A 17,370-nucleotide genomic window follows, 5' to 3' on the forward strand; every position below is an offset into this window, starting at 1 on the left:
GGACCGCCAGGACGGAGGCTCCGGGCGAGGTCGAGCTCGCCCGGCGCGACGAAGAGCGGCGACGCGCCGAGGGCCCGGAGCGACAGGCTCGCGCGCGAGCGGAATGTCCTGAAGGACATGTCCGGAGAGACATCCTTCGGCGAGTTCCGGCCGGCGAGAATGTCTTCCAGGACATGTCCTTCAGGACACTGGCCAGCGAGTGGACCGGTCCAGGCGGACCGCCGGCGCCGGCGCTCGTTCAGGTGACCTCGCGGTGGCGGACCTGGCCCTTGTGGACGGCGCCGCCGGCGTCGCTGCAGGTGACTGCGACGCGGGAGAGGCCGACGGGCATGCCGAGCACGCGGTGGGCGATCAGGCGGGCGGCGGAGAGGCGGCAGCGGGGGACGTGGCGGCCGTCCTCGCTGTCGATGGCGACGAAGGCGTGCAGCTCGCCGGACTCGGCCAGCTCGACGACGAAGGCGAACTCCTTGCCGTCGCCGGTGACCGTGACGGTCAGCGAGCGGCTCGAGCCCCGGTGGTAGCGCAGCTTGACCATGCGCTCGACCATCGGCCCGAGCGGCTTGCGCCGGTCCTGCTCGGCGGTGTTGACCCACCACAGACGGGCCTCGTCGAGGCGCGAGGCGTCGGCCGAGACCCACGCGTCGATCGCCAGATCGAAGTGCGGCTTGCCGAAGTCGCGCTTGACCCGGACGACCTCCGTCCCCGGCGCGGCCTGGCCGCTGTCCTTCACCTTCGGAGCGGCGCCCGCGAGCACGAGCGCGACGACAGACAGGGACCAGTTCAAAACATCATCACGGTAGCAAGGGCGGCGCGGGCCGACAATGCGGGCACCGCGATTCACGATAGTGGAACGCGCGAGCCGAGGACGCCTGCGCGACACAGCCTCGACGCATTCGCGAGATTTGGCCCGCTGGCGGCGAACTGGGCGACAACTGCAGCGCCGCGGGTCGGCGAGAACGACGGCGACGCTGCGGGCGACGCGTTCAGGATACTCGCCGATCCGCGCGACTCGGGCTCCAGCTCGACCTGCGCCCAGGAGCAGCATCGCGCGGCGGCGCGTGCCCGCGGGGTCCCGATCGCAGCTCGGCGCCGGCATGGGGAGCGCGACGACCTCGACGGAGGCGCTCCGAACGAGGACCCGAGCGCGTCCGCACGACGACCGCGAGCGAGCCAGCGGCGATCGATCGCGTACCCGCGGGCGCGGGCGAGGATGTCCGAAAGAACATGTCTCAAGAGATGTGTCGAAGACAGGCGCCGGTGGATGCGGGGCACACGTGCGGGCGACAGGCGCGTGTCGGTCTCGTCTCTCGTGATGCCTGCTGGTGGCTCGCCGCGAAGACTCTCGAGGGCGCCGCGCCGACTGCTGACCTCGGTCGAGGCCCCGCAGGCGCGGAGCTGGATCGGCCCCGCTCAGATCTGCCTCGGGGGTGCGACGGACCCGAGAACAGTCGGGTCATGCCCGAGCCGCTGCCGGACGAGCCGGGCGAACTGCGCCGACACGAACGACCGCGGCTGGGCCTGAGCGGCGCGGAACCGAGCCGCCGGCGCGCCTCTGCGCCCGCGCGCCGGGGAGGTTGGTCGCGCGGCCGGCATGACCGATGATGGGGCGAGAGGCCCGATGGACGAGCGCACGGAGATGTCCAAGAAGACATGGCCTGAAGGCCATGCGAAAGACGCGCTCGAGGAGACCACCGCCCCCGCCCCGGCGCGGAGCGTGAGCGCGGGCAGCGTCGAGGAGACGGTGGTGCGGCCGGACAGTCTCGACCGGGTGCGCACCGTGGTCGACGTCGACAGGACCACCGCGAGCGTGCCGCCGGGGGGCGAGGCGCAGCCGCCGGAGCGGACTCTGGGGCGCTACCTCATCATCAAGCAGCTCGGGTCGGGCGGGATGGGGGCGGTGTACAAGGCCTACGATCCCGACCTCGACCGCAAGGTGGCGATCAAGCTGCTGCACGGCGCGGCCGTCGGCGAGGCGCGGACGCGGCTGATCCGCGAGGCGCAGGCGATGGCCCGGCTGTCGCATCCCAACGTGGTGCCGGTGTTCGACGTCGGGGCGCACCGCGAGGACCAGGTGTTCATCGCCATGGACCTGGTCGAGGGCACCGACCTGCGGCAGTGGATCGCCACGCGCCGGCCGTGGCCCGAGGTCGTCGACGTGTTCGCCCAGGCCGGCGCCGGGCTGGCGGCGGCGCACGCGGTCGGGCTGGTCCACCGCGACTTCAAGCCCGACAACGTGCTGCTCAGCACCGACGCGGCGACCGGCACGCCGCGGGCGCAGGTGGCCGACTTCGGCCTGGCGCGCCGCGACGAGGAGCGCGACGGCCCGCCGCGCGCGAGCGAGGCCGCCAGCAGCAGCGCCCTCGACACTCAGCTCACCCGCTACGGGGCGATCGTCGGCACGCCGGCGTACATGTCGCCGGAGCAGCACGCCGGCGTCGCGGTCGACCCGCGCACCGACCAGTTCAGCTTCTGCGTCGCCCTGTTCGAGGCGCTCTACGGCAAGCGCCCGTTCGTCGGCGCGACGATCGAGGAGCTGGCCCGCAAGGCCCGCAGCGCCCAGCGCGAGCCGCCCCCGCGCGGCAGCGAGGTGCCCGGGTGGCTGCACCGGCTGTGCCTGCGCGGCCTACAACCTGACCGAGAGGCCAGGTACCCGCGCATGGACGCGCTGCTCGCCGACCTGCAGGCCGGCCGCGTCCGCCGCCAGCGGCGCGCGCTGGCCCTCGGCGGGGCCCTGCTGGCGGCGGCGGTCGCCGGCGGCACCGCGTGGGCGATGACCGGGCCGGGCGTGTGCGCCGGCGGGGCCGAGCGCGTCGGCGAGGTCTGGCACGCCGGCCGCCGCGCGGCGATCGAGGCCGCCTTCACCGCCACCGGGCTGCCCTACGCGGCCGGGGCGTGGGCCGGGGCGGCCCCGCAGATCGATCGCTACGCGGAGGACTGGAAGAACATGTACGAAGAGACATGTTCTGCGACGCAGGTGCGGGGCGAGCAGTCGGCCGAGCTGATGGACCTGCGCATGGCCTGCCTGCAGCACCGGCTGAAGGACTTCGACGCGCTGCTGGCCCTGCTCGAGCAGGCCGACAAGCAGGTGGTGAAGCGGGCCTCGGAGGCGGTGGTGGCGCTGCCGGGGCTGCAGGGCTGCGCCGACGCCGAGGCGCTGCGCAGCGGGGCGCTGGCCTCGCGGCCGGCGGCCGATCCTGTCCGCAGCGAGGCGCTGCGCGAGCGGCTGCGGGCGGCGCGGGCCAAGGTGAGCGCGGGCAAGAGCAAGGACGCGCTGGCGGAGCTGGAGGCGACCGCGACCGAGGCGATCGCGCTCGACGACCCGAGCCTGACCGCCGCGGCTCGCCACGCCCTGGCGCGCGCGCAGCGGGACGCGGGCAACGACGAGGCCTCGCACGTGACCGAGGCCGCGGCGATCTGGCAGGCAGTGGCCGACCGCGACGACGAGACGCTGTGGGAGGGGCTGCTGAACCAGATGTTCGTGGTCGGCTACAAGCTCGGGCGCAAGGCCGAGGCCGAGCCGTGGGTCGACCACGCCGAGGCGCTGCTGCGCCGTCGCGGTCAGCCCGACCGCGAGCGCGCGCAGTGGCTGCACCACGTCGGCATGATCGCCCTCGCCGCCGGTGACAGCGCCGACGCCGAGAAGTCGGTGAGCGAGGCGATCGCCCTGTACGAGAAGGTCTACGGCCCTGACCACCCGCGCCTGGTCACTTTGTTCAACGCCCTCGGCGCGTCCAAGCTGCGCGGCGGCAAGTACGTCGAGGCGCAGCAGATGTTCGAGCGGGCCGTCGCGCTCGACGAGCGCGCCCACGGCTCCGGCCACCCCGACCTGGCGATGCCGCTCAACAACCTCGCCCTCAGCCTCGAGCGGCAGAACCGCTACTCCGAGGCGATCGCGGCGCTGCAGCGGTCGCGGGCGATCCTCGAGGCGATCAACCCCAAGGACCCGACTGTCGGGGTGATCCGGCAGAACGTCGGGGGGATGCTGCAGCTGTCCGGAAAGCCAGCCGAGGCCCTGACCGAGCTGGCCGCCGCGCGGGCCCACCTCGAGGAGGTGCTCGGCCCGGACCACCCCGCGATCGCCGGCGTCTTCACCTTCATCGGCGACGCCAGCCGCGACCTCGCCGACTACCCTGGCGCCCGCGAGGCGTACGTGCGGGGTTGCGAGATCCGCGAGAAGGCTCTCGGCCCCGACCACCCCGACCTCGGCCTCTGTCTCCTGGGACAGGCGCAGATCGACCTCCTCGAGCAGAAGCCCGCGGCGGCGCTGGAGCACGTCGACCGCGCCCTCAAGAACGTCGCCGCCGCCACCAACGACCCCGGCGACCTCGGCCTCATGCACTTCGCCCGCGCCCAGGCGCTGCGCGCCACCGGGGCCGCCGCCGAGTCCGCCGAGGCCGCGAAGCTGGCCCGCGAGGCGCTGACCCGCGCGGGCGTGGCCGGCGAGCGCGGGATGAAGCAGCTCGACGCGTGGGAGGCCGCGAAGTAGCGTCGACGCGACGGCGCGTTTGAACCATCTCTCCTCGCGGTCGGTCCGGCGCCGCGGCGGGAAGAAGCGCGAGAGCATCGACTTACCGCTCGCAGCCTCGCATCTTTCGAAGTCGAAGCAGCGGGCCGATGATCGGCGTCGGGCTGTCGCTCGCCGACATCCTGGGCGAGAGGTCGAGGTCGACTGCAGCCTCGTGTCCGACAGGGCATGTCCTGTCGGACATTCGTGAAGATCACGGCCGGTACTTGATCAGCAGCAGCTGCGGGCCGTTCGGGGTCGACTCGCGCGCGAGCACGTAGGCCGCGCCGGCGGCGTCGATGCCGATGTCGCGGGCCTCCTCCTCGAGGAAGTTGCCGGAGCCGGCGTGGATCGCCGTCCACTCCGTCGCGCCGCCCGCGGTGTGCTTGCTGGTCTGGACATGGTATTTGGCGAGGCCGAGCTTGATGTGACGTAGGCCGGCCGCGACGAGCGGGCCGCCCGGAAGCGTCGCCACCGCGTCGTAGGAGTCGTCGAGGAAGCCCGGGCCGCCGGCGAGGTCCCACGTCACCGCGCCGGCGAGGTCGCGCTGCTCGATCCACGAGTGCGCCTCTTCGTAGTTGGGCACCCACCCGATGCTCGTGCCCCCGACGGTGATCACGCGGCCCTGCTCGTCGATCGCCACGTCGCGCCCCGACCGCGGGTGCGGAGCATCCGCCTCCCAGAGCTCGACGTCGGCGGCGGAGTACAGGGTCGTCCACGTCTGCTTGCCGATGAGGCTGGTGCTGCTCGTCAGCAGCGCCCACTCGCCGCTCGCCCGCACGGCGAGGCCCTCGGCCTCGCCGCTGCCGATGTACTTCGAGGGGCCGAGGGCGCCCCCGGCGAGCGAGAAGCGGCGGAACTTCGTGGCCGCAGACTCGTCGACCTCGTTGATGAAGCCCGCCGCGGACAGCACCTGCGGGCCCGGGCCGAACGCGACGCGGACGGTGGACGATCCGACGAGCGAGGAGTTCCACTGCGACGCGCCCTGCAGGTCGAGCATGTCGAGCCGGGCATCGTCGAAGGGAGTGACCGAGCCGACGACGATCCGCCCGGCGGCGGCGTGGACGGCGACGTCCTGCGCCACGCCCCAGCTGTAGGTCTCGCTCCACAGGATGAGGCCGTCGAGCGTGCGTTGCTCGACCCAGGTCTTGTCGTCGAGCGTGCCGGCGAGCACGAGGAAGTCCGGACCCATCGCCAGCGCGAAAGCGTCGCCCTCGATCGGCAGCGCCCACTGCTCGGTGCCGGGGCCGTCGGCCGCGATCGCCACGCCGAGGCCGATGTCGTCGCTCGCGTCGGTCTGCGCCGCGGTGTCGCGCGCGACCGCCCTCAGCGTGTACGCGCCGCTGTCCGCGGGGCCGACGTGGAACGTCGCCTTGAACGGCGGGAGGTCGTCGGTCATCAGCAGCGTGTCGTCGACGTAGAAGTCGACCGCGACGTCCGGCTTGTCGTCGGTCGCCTCCGCCTCGAGCAGGACGAGCGTCGGTACGCCGATCGGCGCCGGCGTCGTCGTGCCCTGCACGAGGAAATTGACCAACACCGGCGGCAGGTCGATCGGCGCCACGGTCGTGTCGCCGGTCGAGGTCGAGTCGTCGGTCGTCGAGGTTGAGTCGCCGGTCGAGGTGGAGGTGGAGTCGCCGGTCGAGGTGGAGTCGCCGGTCGAGGTGGAGTCGCCGGTCGAGGTGGAGTCGCCGGTCGAGGTCGACGACGGGTCGCCGGTGGTCGTGGTCGTCGTGTCGGTCGCGACCGCGTCGGTGGTCGACGCTTCGGTCGACGTGCCGGTGCTGGTCTCGGTCCCGGTGGGGTCGGTGGGGCCGGTGCTCGCGGCGGTCGGGTCGCCGCCGTCGGTGGGGTCGACGGCGGTCGTCGCTCCGGTCGAGGTCCCGCCGGTCGAGGTCGAGTCGGTCTCCATGGCGGGCGTGTCGGGACAGCCCGCGAGCAGCGGCGTGAGGATGACGGACAACAGGGGACGCAGGCGTAAGGTAGTCATCGGCGGACCATTGTGACACCGATCCTTGGCTCGCGGATGCAGGCGAAGGCGAGCGCGCCGGTGCGCGTACCTGGGGCCGCGCGGCGACGTCAGGGGGGCGGCCGACCTTCGCTTCCTCGTCGGCGATTCGCCGCGCCGAGCTCGACGCGCAGGACGCCCTGAACAACGGGCCGCTCGGCCGCCTTCTCGCGCGAGGTCGGGTTCATCGACCTCGAGGACGAGCGCGTGCCCGCGAAGTCGCCGGCGACGGCTTCGGTGATGGAACGCTCAGGAGCGCGGCCGCGAGGGGCGACCGAGGCGGGCGATGCAGTGCGTGAGGGCGTCGCGGAGCTTGCCGAACACGGCCACGCGCGTGAGGTCGACGCCGAGGGCCACGATCGTCTGGGCGATGGTCGGATGAATGCCGGTGAGGATGCCCTCCGCCCCGAGCAGGCGGATCGCCTGGATCAGCCGGATCAGGTGGCTCGCGGTGCCGGTGTCGACGACCTCGACGCCGGTGAGGTCGAGGATCGCGAACTTCGCCCGCGAGCGCGTGACCGCCTGCAGCAGGTTGTCCATGATCTCGGCGGTGCGGACGGTGTCGACGAGGCCGACGATCGGCAGGGTGAGCACGCCGTCCCACACCTCGATGATCGGCGTCGACAGCTCGCGGATCACCTGCTGCTGCCGCTCGATCAGATCGAGCTTGGCGCGCAGCTCGAGCTCGTTGCGCTTGGTGTCGGTGACGTCGAGCGACACCGAGATGACCGACAGCTCGCTGTCCTCGATCGGCAGGGTCCAGCTGAGCCAGTGGACGCCGTACACCTCGGACGGCACCGCCAGCTGGGCCTCGCCGTTCATCGCCCTGCGCGTGGCATCGCCCGCCTCGGTGCCGCCGAACAGATCGAAGTAGTTCTGGCCGACGAATTGACCCGGGCTGAGCCCGACGGTCTGGAGCGCCTTGCCCTGCTGCGACGCGAAGACGCCCTGCTTGTCGATCGAGCACACCACGAGGTCGAGGTTGTCGAGGAGCGCCCCGAGCATCTTCGACTCGAGGCCGCGACGACGGAACTCTCGCTCGCGCGCGGTGATGTCGTGGCCGTACAGCGTCGCGCCGACGACCCGGCCGTCGTCGTCTCGCGTCACCTCCCACCACGCCGCGAGATACAGCTCGTCGTCGGGCCGGGCGATCTGCAAGACCTCGGGCTCCTCGCTGTCCGCGATGAGGCGCGCCGCCCAGGCGTCGGGCTCGCCGAGCACGGGCAAGAGCTCCGCGAGCGGGCGACCGACCGCTTCGGCAGCGCCGACGCCGAGCACACGCTCCGCTCGCCGGTTCCAGCGGAGGACCCGAAGAACGTCGTCCACTTCGACCGTGAGGTGAGGAGCGTTGTCGCAGCGATCGTTCACGGGGTTCAGGATACCCAGGCCCTCGGTGAAGTACGCGTCCACGGTTGCGGAATCTCCCGGGTGGACGGACGTGGTCACGGGTCGCTCACGCTATGTCCCAAGGGACATGCATACGAGTTCGCCGCGCGGCGCGCCGATGTGCGCACATGGCCCTTGAGCCAGATGGCCGCGGCGATGCGGACGGAGCACGCAGCGCGGCGTCATCCCATCGGCCCGTGCGAGCTTGTCGTACAGGCGCGGCGGGCGGCAAAGAGACGATCTTCCGCCGACCTCCACCGCCGAATCCGCATCGCCGCGCGGAGCGCCGGGCGGCGTGGCCGGCCCTCGCCGCGGCCTGGGCGCAGCGCGCCGGCAACGACGCGGTCTTCGAGCGCGACCGGCCGCCTCGTGGCGACCGAGACCGAGACGCGGGCGTGAGTACGCCCGGCCGCCTCGTGGCGACCGAGGCCGAGACGCGGTCGTGAGTACGCCGCTCAGGTCGCCGGCAGCATGCGCGCGAGGTACTCGTACGTCGCCGCGTCGGCGAGGCGGCCGAGGGCGATCGGGAAGCTGTTGAAGCCGTGCACCGCGTCGGGCCAGACGCGCAGCTCGCCGGGGTTGCCCGCCATGCGCCAGCGGGTCGCCATGAACAGGGTGTCGTCGAGCAGCGGATCGAGGGTACCGACGGTGAAGAGCGCGGGGACCAGGCCGCGGAGGTCGGCGTAGAGCGGCGAGAGCTCGGGGACGCGGCGCTGCTCGAGCGAGCGGCCCGGCGCGAAGGCGGCGCCGAAGTACTCGATGAGCGGGCGCGAGAGCACGAGGTTGCGCTCGCCCCACGCGCGCTGGCTCGGCGTCAGCGACAGGTCGTAAGCGCCGTAGACGAGGTTCGCCGCGCGAAACACCCGCGCGAGGTCGCCTCGATCGCGCAGGCGCAGCAGCGTGAGCACGGCGAGGTGAGCACCGGCAGACTCGCCGCCGATCGTGAAGACGGGCGGCGCGTCGAGGACCCGGGCGCCGTGCTCGACGAGCCAGCGGGCCGCGTCCTCGCAGTCGTCGGGCCCGGCCGGGAAGGGGTGCTCGGGCGCGAGGCGATAGTCGACGCTGACCACGACGAGCCCGGTCGCGGCGGCCAGCGCCGTGAGGGCGGGGTCTTGCAGGTCGGCGGCGCCGAGCATCCAGCCGCCGCCGTGAAGGTGGAGATAGACCCCGCGCGCGGCGGACGGCGGACGGGCGACGCGGAGCCGCACCGGGCCGCCGCGGGCCGGGATCTCGAGGTCTCGCATGTTCGGCAGGTACACCGGCGCCGGGAAGGTGCCCTTGCCGGCGCGCCGTCCGGCGCGGACGAGCGCGGGCGGGACCGTGTGCGCGGACGGGATCTTGGCGAGCATGGCCTCGAGCCCTTCGTTGAAAGCGAGGGTCTCGGCGGCGACCTCGGCGGCGACCGGCTCGACGTGGAGCAGCATGGCGCGCAGGGTATCACGCGGCCGCGGACCGGTGGCTCGCGCCCACAAACGAAGGCCGGCTCGTGAACGACGACGCTCGACCTCGGACGGCTCCGCCGGTCGAGCTGGATCGCCGCACGCGGGAACATGTCTTTAAGGAAATGTCTTTAACGACATGACTAAGAGAGCATGCCCCATCGAGCATGCTCCGAAGGACATTCGGGCCCGCCAAGAAGCAGCCCCGCGCCCGGTCACTTGGCCAGCCGCCAGCCCTCGCCGGTCTTGCCCTTGACCAGCTTTTCAAATTGCGCCCGCGCCTCGTCCTCGCCATCGAACCGCCGCAGCTTCTCGCTGCCCGCCGCGCCGAGCTTGCCCGAGCGCGTCAGCACGAACGCCCCCGGCGGATCGAACACCACCTCCCAGAACTTCCCGTCCTGCGTGTAGCGCCGCCGCACCACCCCGTCGTGGCGGCGCGCCCCGTACGGCAGGCCGAGCAGCTCCGGGCAGGCCTCGCCGAGAGCAGCCACGAACGGGCGCGCCAGCGACTCGGCGATGAACCACTCGAACGCCCCCTCGTACCACAGGTCGTCCGGCTTGCCCGTCACGTCGTAGTCGACGAACACGCGGCCCTCCTTGCGCGACGGCGAATTCGGCACGAACAGCACCACCGGCTGCTGCTGCGCGTCCTCGATCACCACCTGCGCCCCCGCCATCAGCTCGCGCAGCGCCTCCGCGTCCGCCGACGACTGCTTGGCCGCGAGCGCCTCGACCCGGTCCATCAGCGCCGGCCCGCGCGCCAGCGCCTCGTCGGGCCCGAGGAAGGACAGGCCGCGCTCGCCGATCCGCCACGACAGCGGGCCGTGGGCCCACGCGCCGCGCAGCTTCTCCGGCGCCTCCGCCCCGGCCGCCGCGGCGAAGCAGGCGATCGCCGCCTCGTCGGGCGGCGCGCCGCGGCTGACCGAAAGGCCAGGTACCACCGGCGTCCAGCCCCACTCCGCCAGCAGCCGCTCGAACTCGGCGAACGCCTCGAGGTGCCAGCTCGGCGAGCGCTCGTCGTCGCGGGCGCGGTCCGTGAGGTACTCGAGCAGGCCCATGTCGCCAGGGCGGCGGCGGTTGTCCGTCCACTCGATGCAGGCCACGCGCGCGCCGGGACGCTTCAGCAGCGCCAGCACCCGCGCCTCGACCTCGGCCTGCGCCTCGGGCTCCTCGCGCAGCTCGTACACGTACTCGCGGTCGTCGGAGTACTTGCCGCCCTCGAGCGGGGCGTAGTAGGTGCGGAGGACGCCGCCGCGCTGCGGCACGTACCAGGGCTCGGCGACGAACCAGTCCTTGGCCGGGTGGTCGACGATCTTGCGGTACAGCGCCTCGCCGGCCCCGGGCCCGTCGGCGACGAAGCCGTGGCCGGCGAAGCGGCCGTTGTTGGTGCCCTCGAACACGAGCACGCGATCGCCGTAGCGGACAATGTCGCGGAACTGCCCGGCCGAGGCGTTCCAGTGGACGACGTGGCCGTCGCAGCGCTCGGCGTCGGCGAGGAAGGCGCCGAGGTCGTCGACGCCGGCCACGACCTCGAACGGCGGCGCCTTGACCTCCTGGCCGTCGAACACGTGCAGGCGCTCCTGCTTGTCGAAGAACCACACCTCGCCGGCGGGCGTGGTGAGGAAGCGGCGATCGATGGGCACGCCGGCCAGCTCGGCGAGCGCGTCGTCGCTGATCTTCTTCAGCGGCTTGGCGGCCTTGCGCGGCTCCGCGGTCGCGGAGGTCCCGGCCAGCACGCGCTCGAGCTGCTTGCGGTCCTTGGCCTTGAACGACTCCCACGGGTCGTCGGTCGCGCGCTCGTAGTGCAGCTCCGAGAGGTTGGAGAGCGGCGGCTCGGCGATCGCCTGCGCGGCCGCGTGGGCCTGGCGCACCAGCTCGTGGTCGCCGCTCTCGAGCCCGAGCCGGACCGCGTGCATCAGCACGAACTTGCGCTGGCTGCGAGCGCGGGCGTCGGTCGGCTCGGGCCAGCCGAGCACGGCCCGCGCGATCGCGGCGACGTAGGCGTGCGGCTTCTTCTTGGTGTCGTTCTCGAAGTCGAGGAACACCACCGCGTAGCTGTCGGCGGCGTGGTCGCTGCGGGTCCGCTCGAGCTCGGCCATGATCTCGCCGTGGCCGGCGTCGTCGAAGGTCTCGGCGACGGCGTTGCACAGGTACCAGACCTGCCGCCGCTCGATGAACAGGCGCGAGCGCAACAGCCCCAGCGCGGGCTCGGTCCCGATGTGCGTGAGGCCGCTGTAGAGGTTGCCCAGCAGCTCCGCGTCGGTCGTCTCGCCGAGGAGCTCGGCGATCGCCTGCAAGCCGCCCGGGTTGGTGAAGTAGAACAGGACCCGACCGGCGGCGTGGTAGACGTGGATCGCCGGGAACACGCCGTCGTCGTCGTCGTCCGCGCCGGCCGGCTTGACGCCGAGGCGCGCGGCCAGGCGGACCAGGCGGAAAGCTTGCCCTTCGGACAGGCGACGGACCACCTGGTTGTCGCTGTAGGCGATGAACAGCTTCGAGAGGATCTTGTCGCGCAGCACGTGGCGGCCGTCCTCGGCCAGCGCGGCCAGCAGCCAGTCGAAGAGCGCCGGCTCGTGGGCGATCGGCGCCAGCTTCTCGACCAGATCCTCCTTGTAGTCGTCGTCGAAGAACCCGCCGCTCTCGGGCCGCATCAACAGGGCCTGGAAGGTCGGCAGCAGTGGGTCGGCGAGGTCGACGATGCCGTCCTCGCGCAAGAGGGCGAGCTGGGCGGCGAAGTCGGACGGATCGTTCAAGCCGGCGGCCGCGGTCTGCAGGTCGGCGAGGGCCTCGCGGTCGTCGGCCGAGAGCAGGACGTCGACCGCCGCAGCGAGGACGTCGCCGGCGATCTGCCCGGCCATGAGGAGCAGCCGCCGCGCGAGCAAGAGGCGCTGCGGCGGGGCGAGCTTGCGCAGCTTCTTGAGCCCGGCCTCGCGTTCGTCGTCGTCCTCGGCGTAGAGCTGCAGCAGGAGCGGTCGCACCTCGGCGAGCGGGGCGATCCGCGCGGCGAACTGCTCGGCCCGCGCGCCGTCGCCGTCGCGCTCGGCGGCCGCCTGGGCGGCGTGGAGGACGCCCCAGTGGTACGGGTCGCGCGCGAGCACGCCGTCGATCAGGTCGCGCACGCGCAGGCGGTCGATCGCCAGCGGGGCCAGCGGCTCGAGCACGGCTCCGAGCAGATCGAGATCTGCACTTTCGTGCATGGTCTGAAGGACAGAATCGGCGGCGTGGCTGGCCCGGACGCCGGCGCGGACGTCGAGCAGGGCGGCGAGGGCCTGGAAGCCGAGCTCGACCCCGGGCGGGCCGGCGGCGACGAGGGCGTGCAGGCGATCGAGCTGGCCGGTGGCGGCGGCGGTGTCGACCAGGCGCTCGGCCTTGACGAAGCCGTGGGCGACGGGGTCGGCGAACACTGCGGCGGTCAGGCGCTCGAGGTCGACCTCTTCGCTGCTGACGGCGCCGCCGGTGTAAAAGAGGAGCAGGGAGCGGCGGGCGCGGAAGCCGGGGGCGGCGGCGACGTCGCCGTCGTGGGCGAGGGCGCCGAAGGCGGCGACGAAGGCGTGCACGAGGGGGTGCTCGCTGCCGGCGAGGGCGGCGACGACCTCGTCACGGCGGGCGTGGTCGGCGAGGAGGCTGGTGTGCAGCAACCAGTAGATGCCGAGGTGCGGGTCGTCGGCGAGGCGCCCGCGCTCGGCGGCGAAGGCCTTGGCCTCGGCGGCGCGGTCGTCGAAGGCGGCGCGCAGGTGGCCGTAGGCGCGGCGCGCCATGTCCTCGTCGCTGTCGATGGTCTGCCCGCGCAGCTCGTGGGCCCGGGCGAACAGCCACATCAACCACTGATAGCGCTCGAGCAGGGCGGCGGTGGTCGGCCGTCGCTCGCTGGTCGACTTGAGCTTGCGCGGCCGGAAGCGGGCGGCGATGTCGTCGTCGTCTTCCTCCTCCTCGTCGTCGTTGTCGCTGGCCTCGCGCTTGGCGTCGCGATAGGCGGCGAAGTCTTCGACGCTGTCGAAGCGGAGCACGACCTCGCGGTCCTCGTGGTCCTGCCAGTACACCTGGCCGCTGTCGCGCAGGTCGGCGAGGTAGTAGTTGTCGCCCTCGTCGTCGAGGACGTAGAAGCCGGACAGGGTCTTGTCGATCGCGCCGAAGTAGCCGAAGTTGCGCCCGAGGTGCGCGGCGACCAGATCGTCACCTGACCGATCGGTCAGGCCCTCGTCGCTCGCGGCGTAGGCTTCGCCGTCGATCGGCAGGGCGTAGAAGCGCCTGGCGGCCATGATCTCCGGCGACGCGGGCCCGAGCGCCGGCCGCGGACGCGAGGCGGTCTGCTTGCCCGACTTTGCCCTGGCCGACTTGCCGCCCGACTTCGCCTTGGCGGCCTTGGTGCCGGGCTTCTTGGCGGACTTGGTGCCGGGCTTCTTGGCGGACTTGGTGCCGGTCTTCTTGGTGGCCTTGGTGCCGGCCTTCTTGGCGGGGGTCTTCTTGCCGGCCTTCTTGGCCTTGGCGGCGGCTTTCTTGTCGGCCTTCTTCACCGCCTTCGCAGCTCTTCTCGCCGCAGTCTTGGCGGCCTTCTTGGCCCTGGCGGCGGGCTTCTTGGCGGCCTTTTTGGTCTTCGCCCCGGCGGTCGCCTTCTTCTTGGCCCTGGACTTCTGCTTCGCTTGCGGCATTGGCCGCGAGGATAGTGGGCGGATCGCGGATCGTCACCCTCACGCGGTGCGCAAATGCGCGCGAGCCGTCATGTCTACCCGAACGCGGCGGCGAGGGCCTGTTCGGCGGTTGCGGTGGTGCGGAGCTGCGACAGATCGACGCCGAGGTCGACGAGGGTGCGGGCCAGAGACGGCTGGATGCCGGCCAGCACGACGCCCGCGCCGAGCAAGGACGCGGCGGTGCCGGTGCGCACGAGGGCCGCGGTGGTGCTCGTGTCGAGGTCGCCGGCGCCGGTGAGGTCGAGGATGACCGTGCGGGCGCGGCGATCGGTGATGGCTTGCAGGACGCTGTTCATCATGGTCGCGGCGCCGTCGCGATCGAGCTCGCCGACGATCGGGACCAGCAGGACGCCGGCGGCGACGCTGAGGATCGGCGTCGAGAGGCGGCGGATTACCTGCTCCTGCAGCGCGAGCTGGACCGCGTGCTCGCGCAGCTCGGCCTCGCGGGCCCGCCGCTCGGTGAGGTCGCGCCAGGCCACCAGCATCACCGGGCCGCTCGGCAGGCGCACCGGCGTGAGCGTGACCTCGACCGGGAACACCTCGCCGTCCATGCGCCGGTGCAGCCACTCGAAGCGGTGCACGCCGCGGGTGCGGGCAGTGTCGTCCATCTCGATCGACTTCTCGCGCGAGAGCCGACCGTCGGGCTGCCGCTCGGGCGACAGCTGGGCCGGGTGCGACGAGCGCAGCCGCGAGCGGTCGTCGCAGCGGAGCATCCGCATGGCGGCGCTGTTGCAGTCGAGGATGCCGGTGTGATCGAAGATCAGGTGAGCGTCCGAGGAGTGCTCGAACAGCACCCGGAAGCGCTCCTCGGCCTGCGCCAGGGCGGTGAGCTCGCCCCGCAGGCGCTCGTTCTCCGCCCGCAACGCCGCCAGCTCTTCGGCATGAGTGTCGGCCATGGGACGTCGACGTTACAAAAACGTCGTTCGTGGGGCAAAGCAGAAGCTCGCGGCGCGCAAGCGCGCGAGGTCGCGAGCGGGTGCAAGAGGATGTCTCCGAGGACAGGTCTTACCGCGCGGGCCCGGCGAGCTCATCCACGGCGTGGAGGCGAGGGAGACGCTCCGCCGCGGTCGGCTGCGCGACCTCGGGTCACCTCGCCGAGGCTGACGCGAGGGCAACTCTGGCGGCCGCGGTCTCTGCACGGGCGATGACTGCGTGGCCGCGAGTCAGCAGGCCCGACGCAGACGACGAGCTCCGGAGCGCAGATGCCAATCCCCTTGCACGCCTGCCGGGGCGCGTGTGCTCTCGGCAGCAGGACTTGGAGCGGGCCTGTTCTCCGCCACGCCGTCGGGTGGCTCGTCGGTCGCGTACGGTCTGTCGGAGCTCGGCCGAAGACGACTCGAGATGCCGAGGCGCGAACGGAGCATCTCCGAGGCACGCCACGAGCGCGGCGAGCGGGGCATTTGGAGCGGGCCGCGCTCGTTCTCCGCCGCGCTGTTCGCGGTGCTCGTCGGTCGCCGCGGCCGGTGCGCCCGTGAACTCACAGGCGCTTTCGGACATGCTCTCGAGGGAATGTCCGAACGAACATTCCCCATCGAACATGTTGCGAAGAGAAGGTCCGGATGGGCCGCCGCCTCAGGCGCCGAACAGGGCGAGGGCGAAGCTGATGTCGTCGGAGGCGGGGGCGCGGCCGCGGTGGAGGGCGAGGCGGTCCTTGAGCTGGGCCTCGAACCACTCGAGGTCGGGCTTGCGGCCGGCGGCGCGGCGGATGTCGGCGACCATCTCGGTGAGGCCGTCGACGCCGAGGATCTTGTCCTCCTCATTAAAACACTCGGACAGGCCGTCGGAGTAGAGGAGGAGCAGCTCGCCGGGGCGCAGGCGGTCGTCGCTGAGCTCGAGCTCGATGTCGAGGAGGCCGATCGGCATGCCCTCGGCCAGGCGGAGCTCGCGGATCGTCCCGTTCGGGGTGACGACCATCGGCGCAGGGTGGCCGCAGCCGACCGCCTCGAGCGCGCCGGTGCGCGGGTCGATCAGCGCGGCCGCGAGGGTCACGAAGGTCTCGCCGCTCCAGGTGTCGAGCAGCTGCCGATTCAACGTGTGCACGAGGTCGGGCAGCGACATGCCCTGGCGGACCGCGAGGTGCACCGTGGTGTGCAGGCCGGAGGCGATCAGCGCGGCGTCGATGCCCTTGCCGGCGACGTCCATGACGGTGACGAGGACGCGGCCGTCGCGGGTCGGCAGGGCGTCGACGTAGTCGCCGCCGACGCCCTTGCACGGGGTGAAGCCGAAGCCGATCTGAAGTGACCCGGAGGACATGTCCCGAGGGACAAGTCGGGCCTGGATCGCGCTCGCGCGCCGCAGCTCCTCCTCGAGCAGGGCCTGGCGCTGGGCGGCCTCGCGCGCGGTCCAGGCGTCCTCGGCCTGGCGGTACATGGCCGAGGCGAGGGAGGCGAGGGCGAGCCACTCGGCGGTGCCGTACTGGCCGGGGAGCATGACGTAGAGGACGTCGAGGTGCTCGGCGTCGCCGCGGATCGGGCACGCCACCGCGGCGGTGGCCTGGCCACCGAACACGACCGACATCTGGACCATGTTGTTCTTCGGCCCGGCCGGGCCGGAGCTGGCGAGCACGGGGGCGTCGCTGGCGAGCACCGCCTTGATCACCGAGCGGCTGATCGGCGGCTCGCCGCCGGGGCCGGTCGGGCCCGACAGGATCTCGGGGGCGCTGGCGTCGGAGCGGAGGATCCGCAGGACCACGGCGGCGTTGCCGTGGAAGTGCGCGCTCGTCATCAGCTCGCACAGCTGGAACATCCGCCGGTCGGCTGCCTCTTCGGCCAGCAGCGCGGCGCTGAAGCCGAGGACGCGCGAGAGGTGCGAGGCGTCGACCTTGGGCGGCCCCAGCTCCTGCAGGGTGCGCGCCGGGCCGAAGGCGCCGTCGGTGACGCTGGTGCGTGGGCGGGCGGCGGGCCGCAGGGGGGCCGGGCCGGCGTGGAAGACGAGGTCGAACTCGTCGATGCGGAGGACGTCGCCCGACTGCAGGGCGCGCTCGCCGGCGACGCGGGTGCCGTTGACGCCCGTGCCGTTGCGGCTGCCGAGGTCGCGGACCCGCCAGCCGTGGTCGTCGCAGATCAGCTCGGCGTGCTGGCGCGAGACCGAGGTGGTGTTGAGGACGACGTCGCAGTCAGGAGAGCGGCCGACGACGACGCGACGCCCGACGAGGTTGACGTTGGTGACGGGAGCCTGGCCCCGGCGGATCTCCAACCATCCGGCCACGGCGTCACGATAAACCAAAAGCGCGGGCGGGGGCGCGCGGAGCCGGCGAGCGGCGCCGCAGCGGCCGCCAGCGGGTCGCCGCGGCGAACGGGCCTCTCGGTGCGGGGTTCGCCGCGCACGCGAATGGCGGGCTGCGCCTCA

Annotated in this window: 8 protein-coding genes; 1 reads left to right on the plus strand and 7 read right to left on the minus strand. The window is 72.6% G+C overall.

The window, feature by feature from the left end; genetic code table 11:
- Positions 1 to 238: 238 nt before the first annotated feature.
- Positions 239 to 784 (minus strand): hypothetical protein, encoded by a 546-nt coding sequence (locus O0S08_RS00560; RefSeq protein ID WP_269036959.1) that lies wholly within the window; start codon positions 782 to 784, stop codon positions 239 to 241.
- Between the two features lie 852 nt (positions 785 to 1,636).
- Here O0S08_RS00560 and O0S08_RS00565 point away from each other — a divergent pair.
- Positions 1,637 to 4,486 carry a serine/threonine-protein kinase gene (locus O0S08_RS00565; RefSeq protein WP_269036960.1) on the plus strand — a complete coding sequence of 950 codons (2,850 nt, stop codon included), beginning with the start codon at positions 1,637 to 1,639 and terminating at the stop codon, positions 4,484 to 4,486.
- Between the two features lie 232 nt (positions 4,487 to 4,718).
- On the opposite strand, the gene O0S08_RS00570 is transcribed toward O0S08_RS00565, so the two are convergent.
- From O0S08_RS00570 to O0S08_RS00595, 6 genes are all read right to left on the minus strand, one after another.
- Entirely contained in the window at positions 4,719 to 6,491 is a 1,773-nt protein-coding gene (locus O0S08_RS00570) for a hypothetical protein (RefSeq protein WP_269036961.1), read from the minus strand.
- Between the two features lie 267 nt (positions 6,492 to 6,758).
- Positions 6,759 to 7,955, minus strand: a complete 1,197-nt coding sequence (locus O0S08_RS00575) for an STAS domain-containing protein (protein WP_269036962.1) — start codon at positions 7,953 to 7,955, stop codon at positions 6,759 to 6,761.
- A gap of 395 nt (positions 7,956 to 8,350) precedes the next feature.
- Positions 8,351 to 9,319, minus strand: a complete 969-nt coding sequence (locus tag O0S08_RS00580; RefSeq protein WP_269036963.1) for an alpha/beta hydrolase — start codon at positions 9,317 to 9,319, stop codon at positions 8,351 to 8,353.
- Between the two features lie 230 nt (positions 9,320 to 9,549).
- The gene (locus tag O0S08_RS00585; protein WP_269036964.1) at positions 9,550 to 13,983 is read right to left on the minus strand and encodes a WGR domain-containing protein; all 4,434 of its coding nucleotides are present in this window, start codon (positions 13,981 to 13,983) and stop codon (positions 9,550 to 9,552) included.
- A 74-nt stretch (positions 13,984 to 14,057) separates the two neighbouring features.
- Positions 14,058 to 14,918 (minus strand): STAS domain-containing protein, encoded by an 861-nt coding sequence (locus O0S08_RS00590; RefSeq protein WP_269036965.1) that lies wholly within the window; start codon positions 14,916 to 14,918, stop codon positions 14,058 to 14,060.
- Positions 14,919 to 15,594: 676 nt separating this feature from the next.
- Positions 15,595 to 17,229 (minus strand): SpoIIE family protein phosphatase, encoded by a 1,635-nt coding sequence (locus O0S08_RS00595; protein ID WP_269036966.1) that lies wholly within the window; start codon positions 17,227 to 17,229, stop codon positions 15,595 to 15,597.
- Positions 17,230 to 17,370: the final 141 nt, after the last annotated feature.

It is taken from the genome of Nannocystis punicea, from assembly GCF_026965555.1.
Taxonomy (GTDB): Bacteria; Myxococcota_A; Polyangia; order Nannocystales; family Nannocystaceae; genus Nannocystis; species Nannocystis punicea.

Excerpts from the sequence above, each read along its gene's own strand:
- O0S08_RS00580 (WP_269036963.1), bottom strand. The coding sequence starts at position 9,319 with ATGCTGCTCCACGTCGAGCCGGTCGCCGCCGAGGTCGCCGCCGAGACC.
- O0S08_RS00565 (WP_269036960.1), top strand. The coding sequence starts at position 1,637 with ATGTCCAAGAAGACATGGCCTGAAGGCCATGCGAAAGACGCGCTCGAG.
- O0S08_RS00590 (WP_269036965.1), bottom strand. The coding sequence starts at position 14,918 with ATGGCCGACACTCATGCCGAAGAGCTGGCGGCGTTGCGGGCGGAGAAC.
- O0S08_RS00570 (WP_269036961.1), bottom strand. The coding sequence starts at position 6,491 with ATGACTACCTTACGCCTGCGTCCCCTGTTGTCCGTCATCCTCACGCCG.
- O0S08_RS00585 (WP_269036964.1), bottom strand. The coding sequence starts at position 13,983 with ATGCCGCAAGCGAAGCAGAAGTCCAGGGCCAAGAAGAAGGCGACCGCC.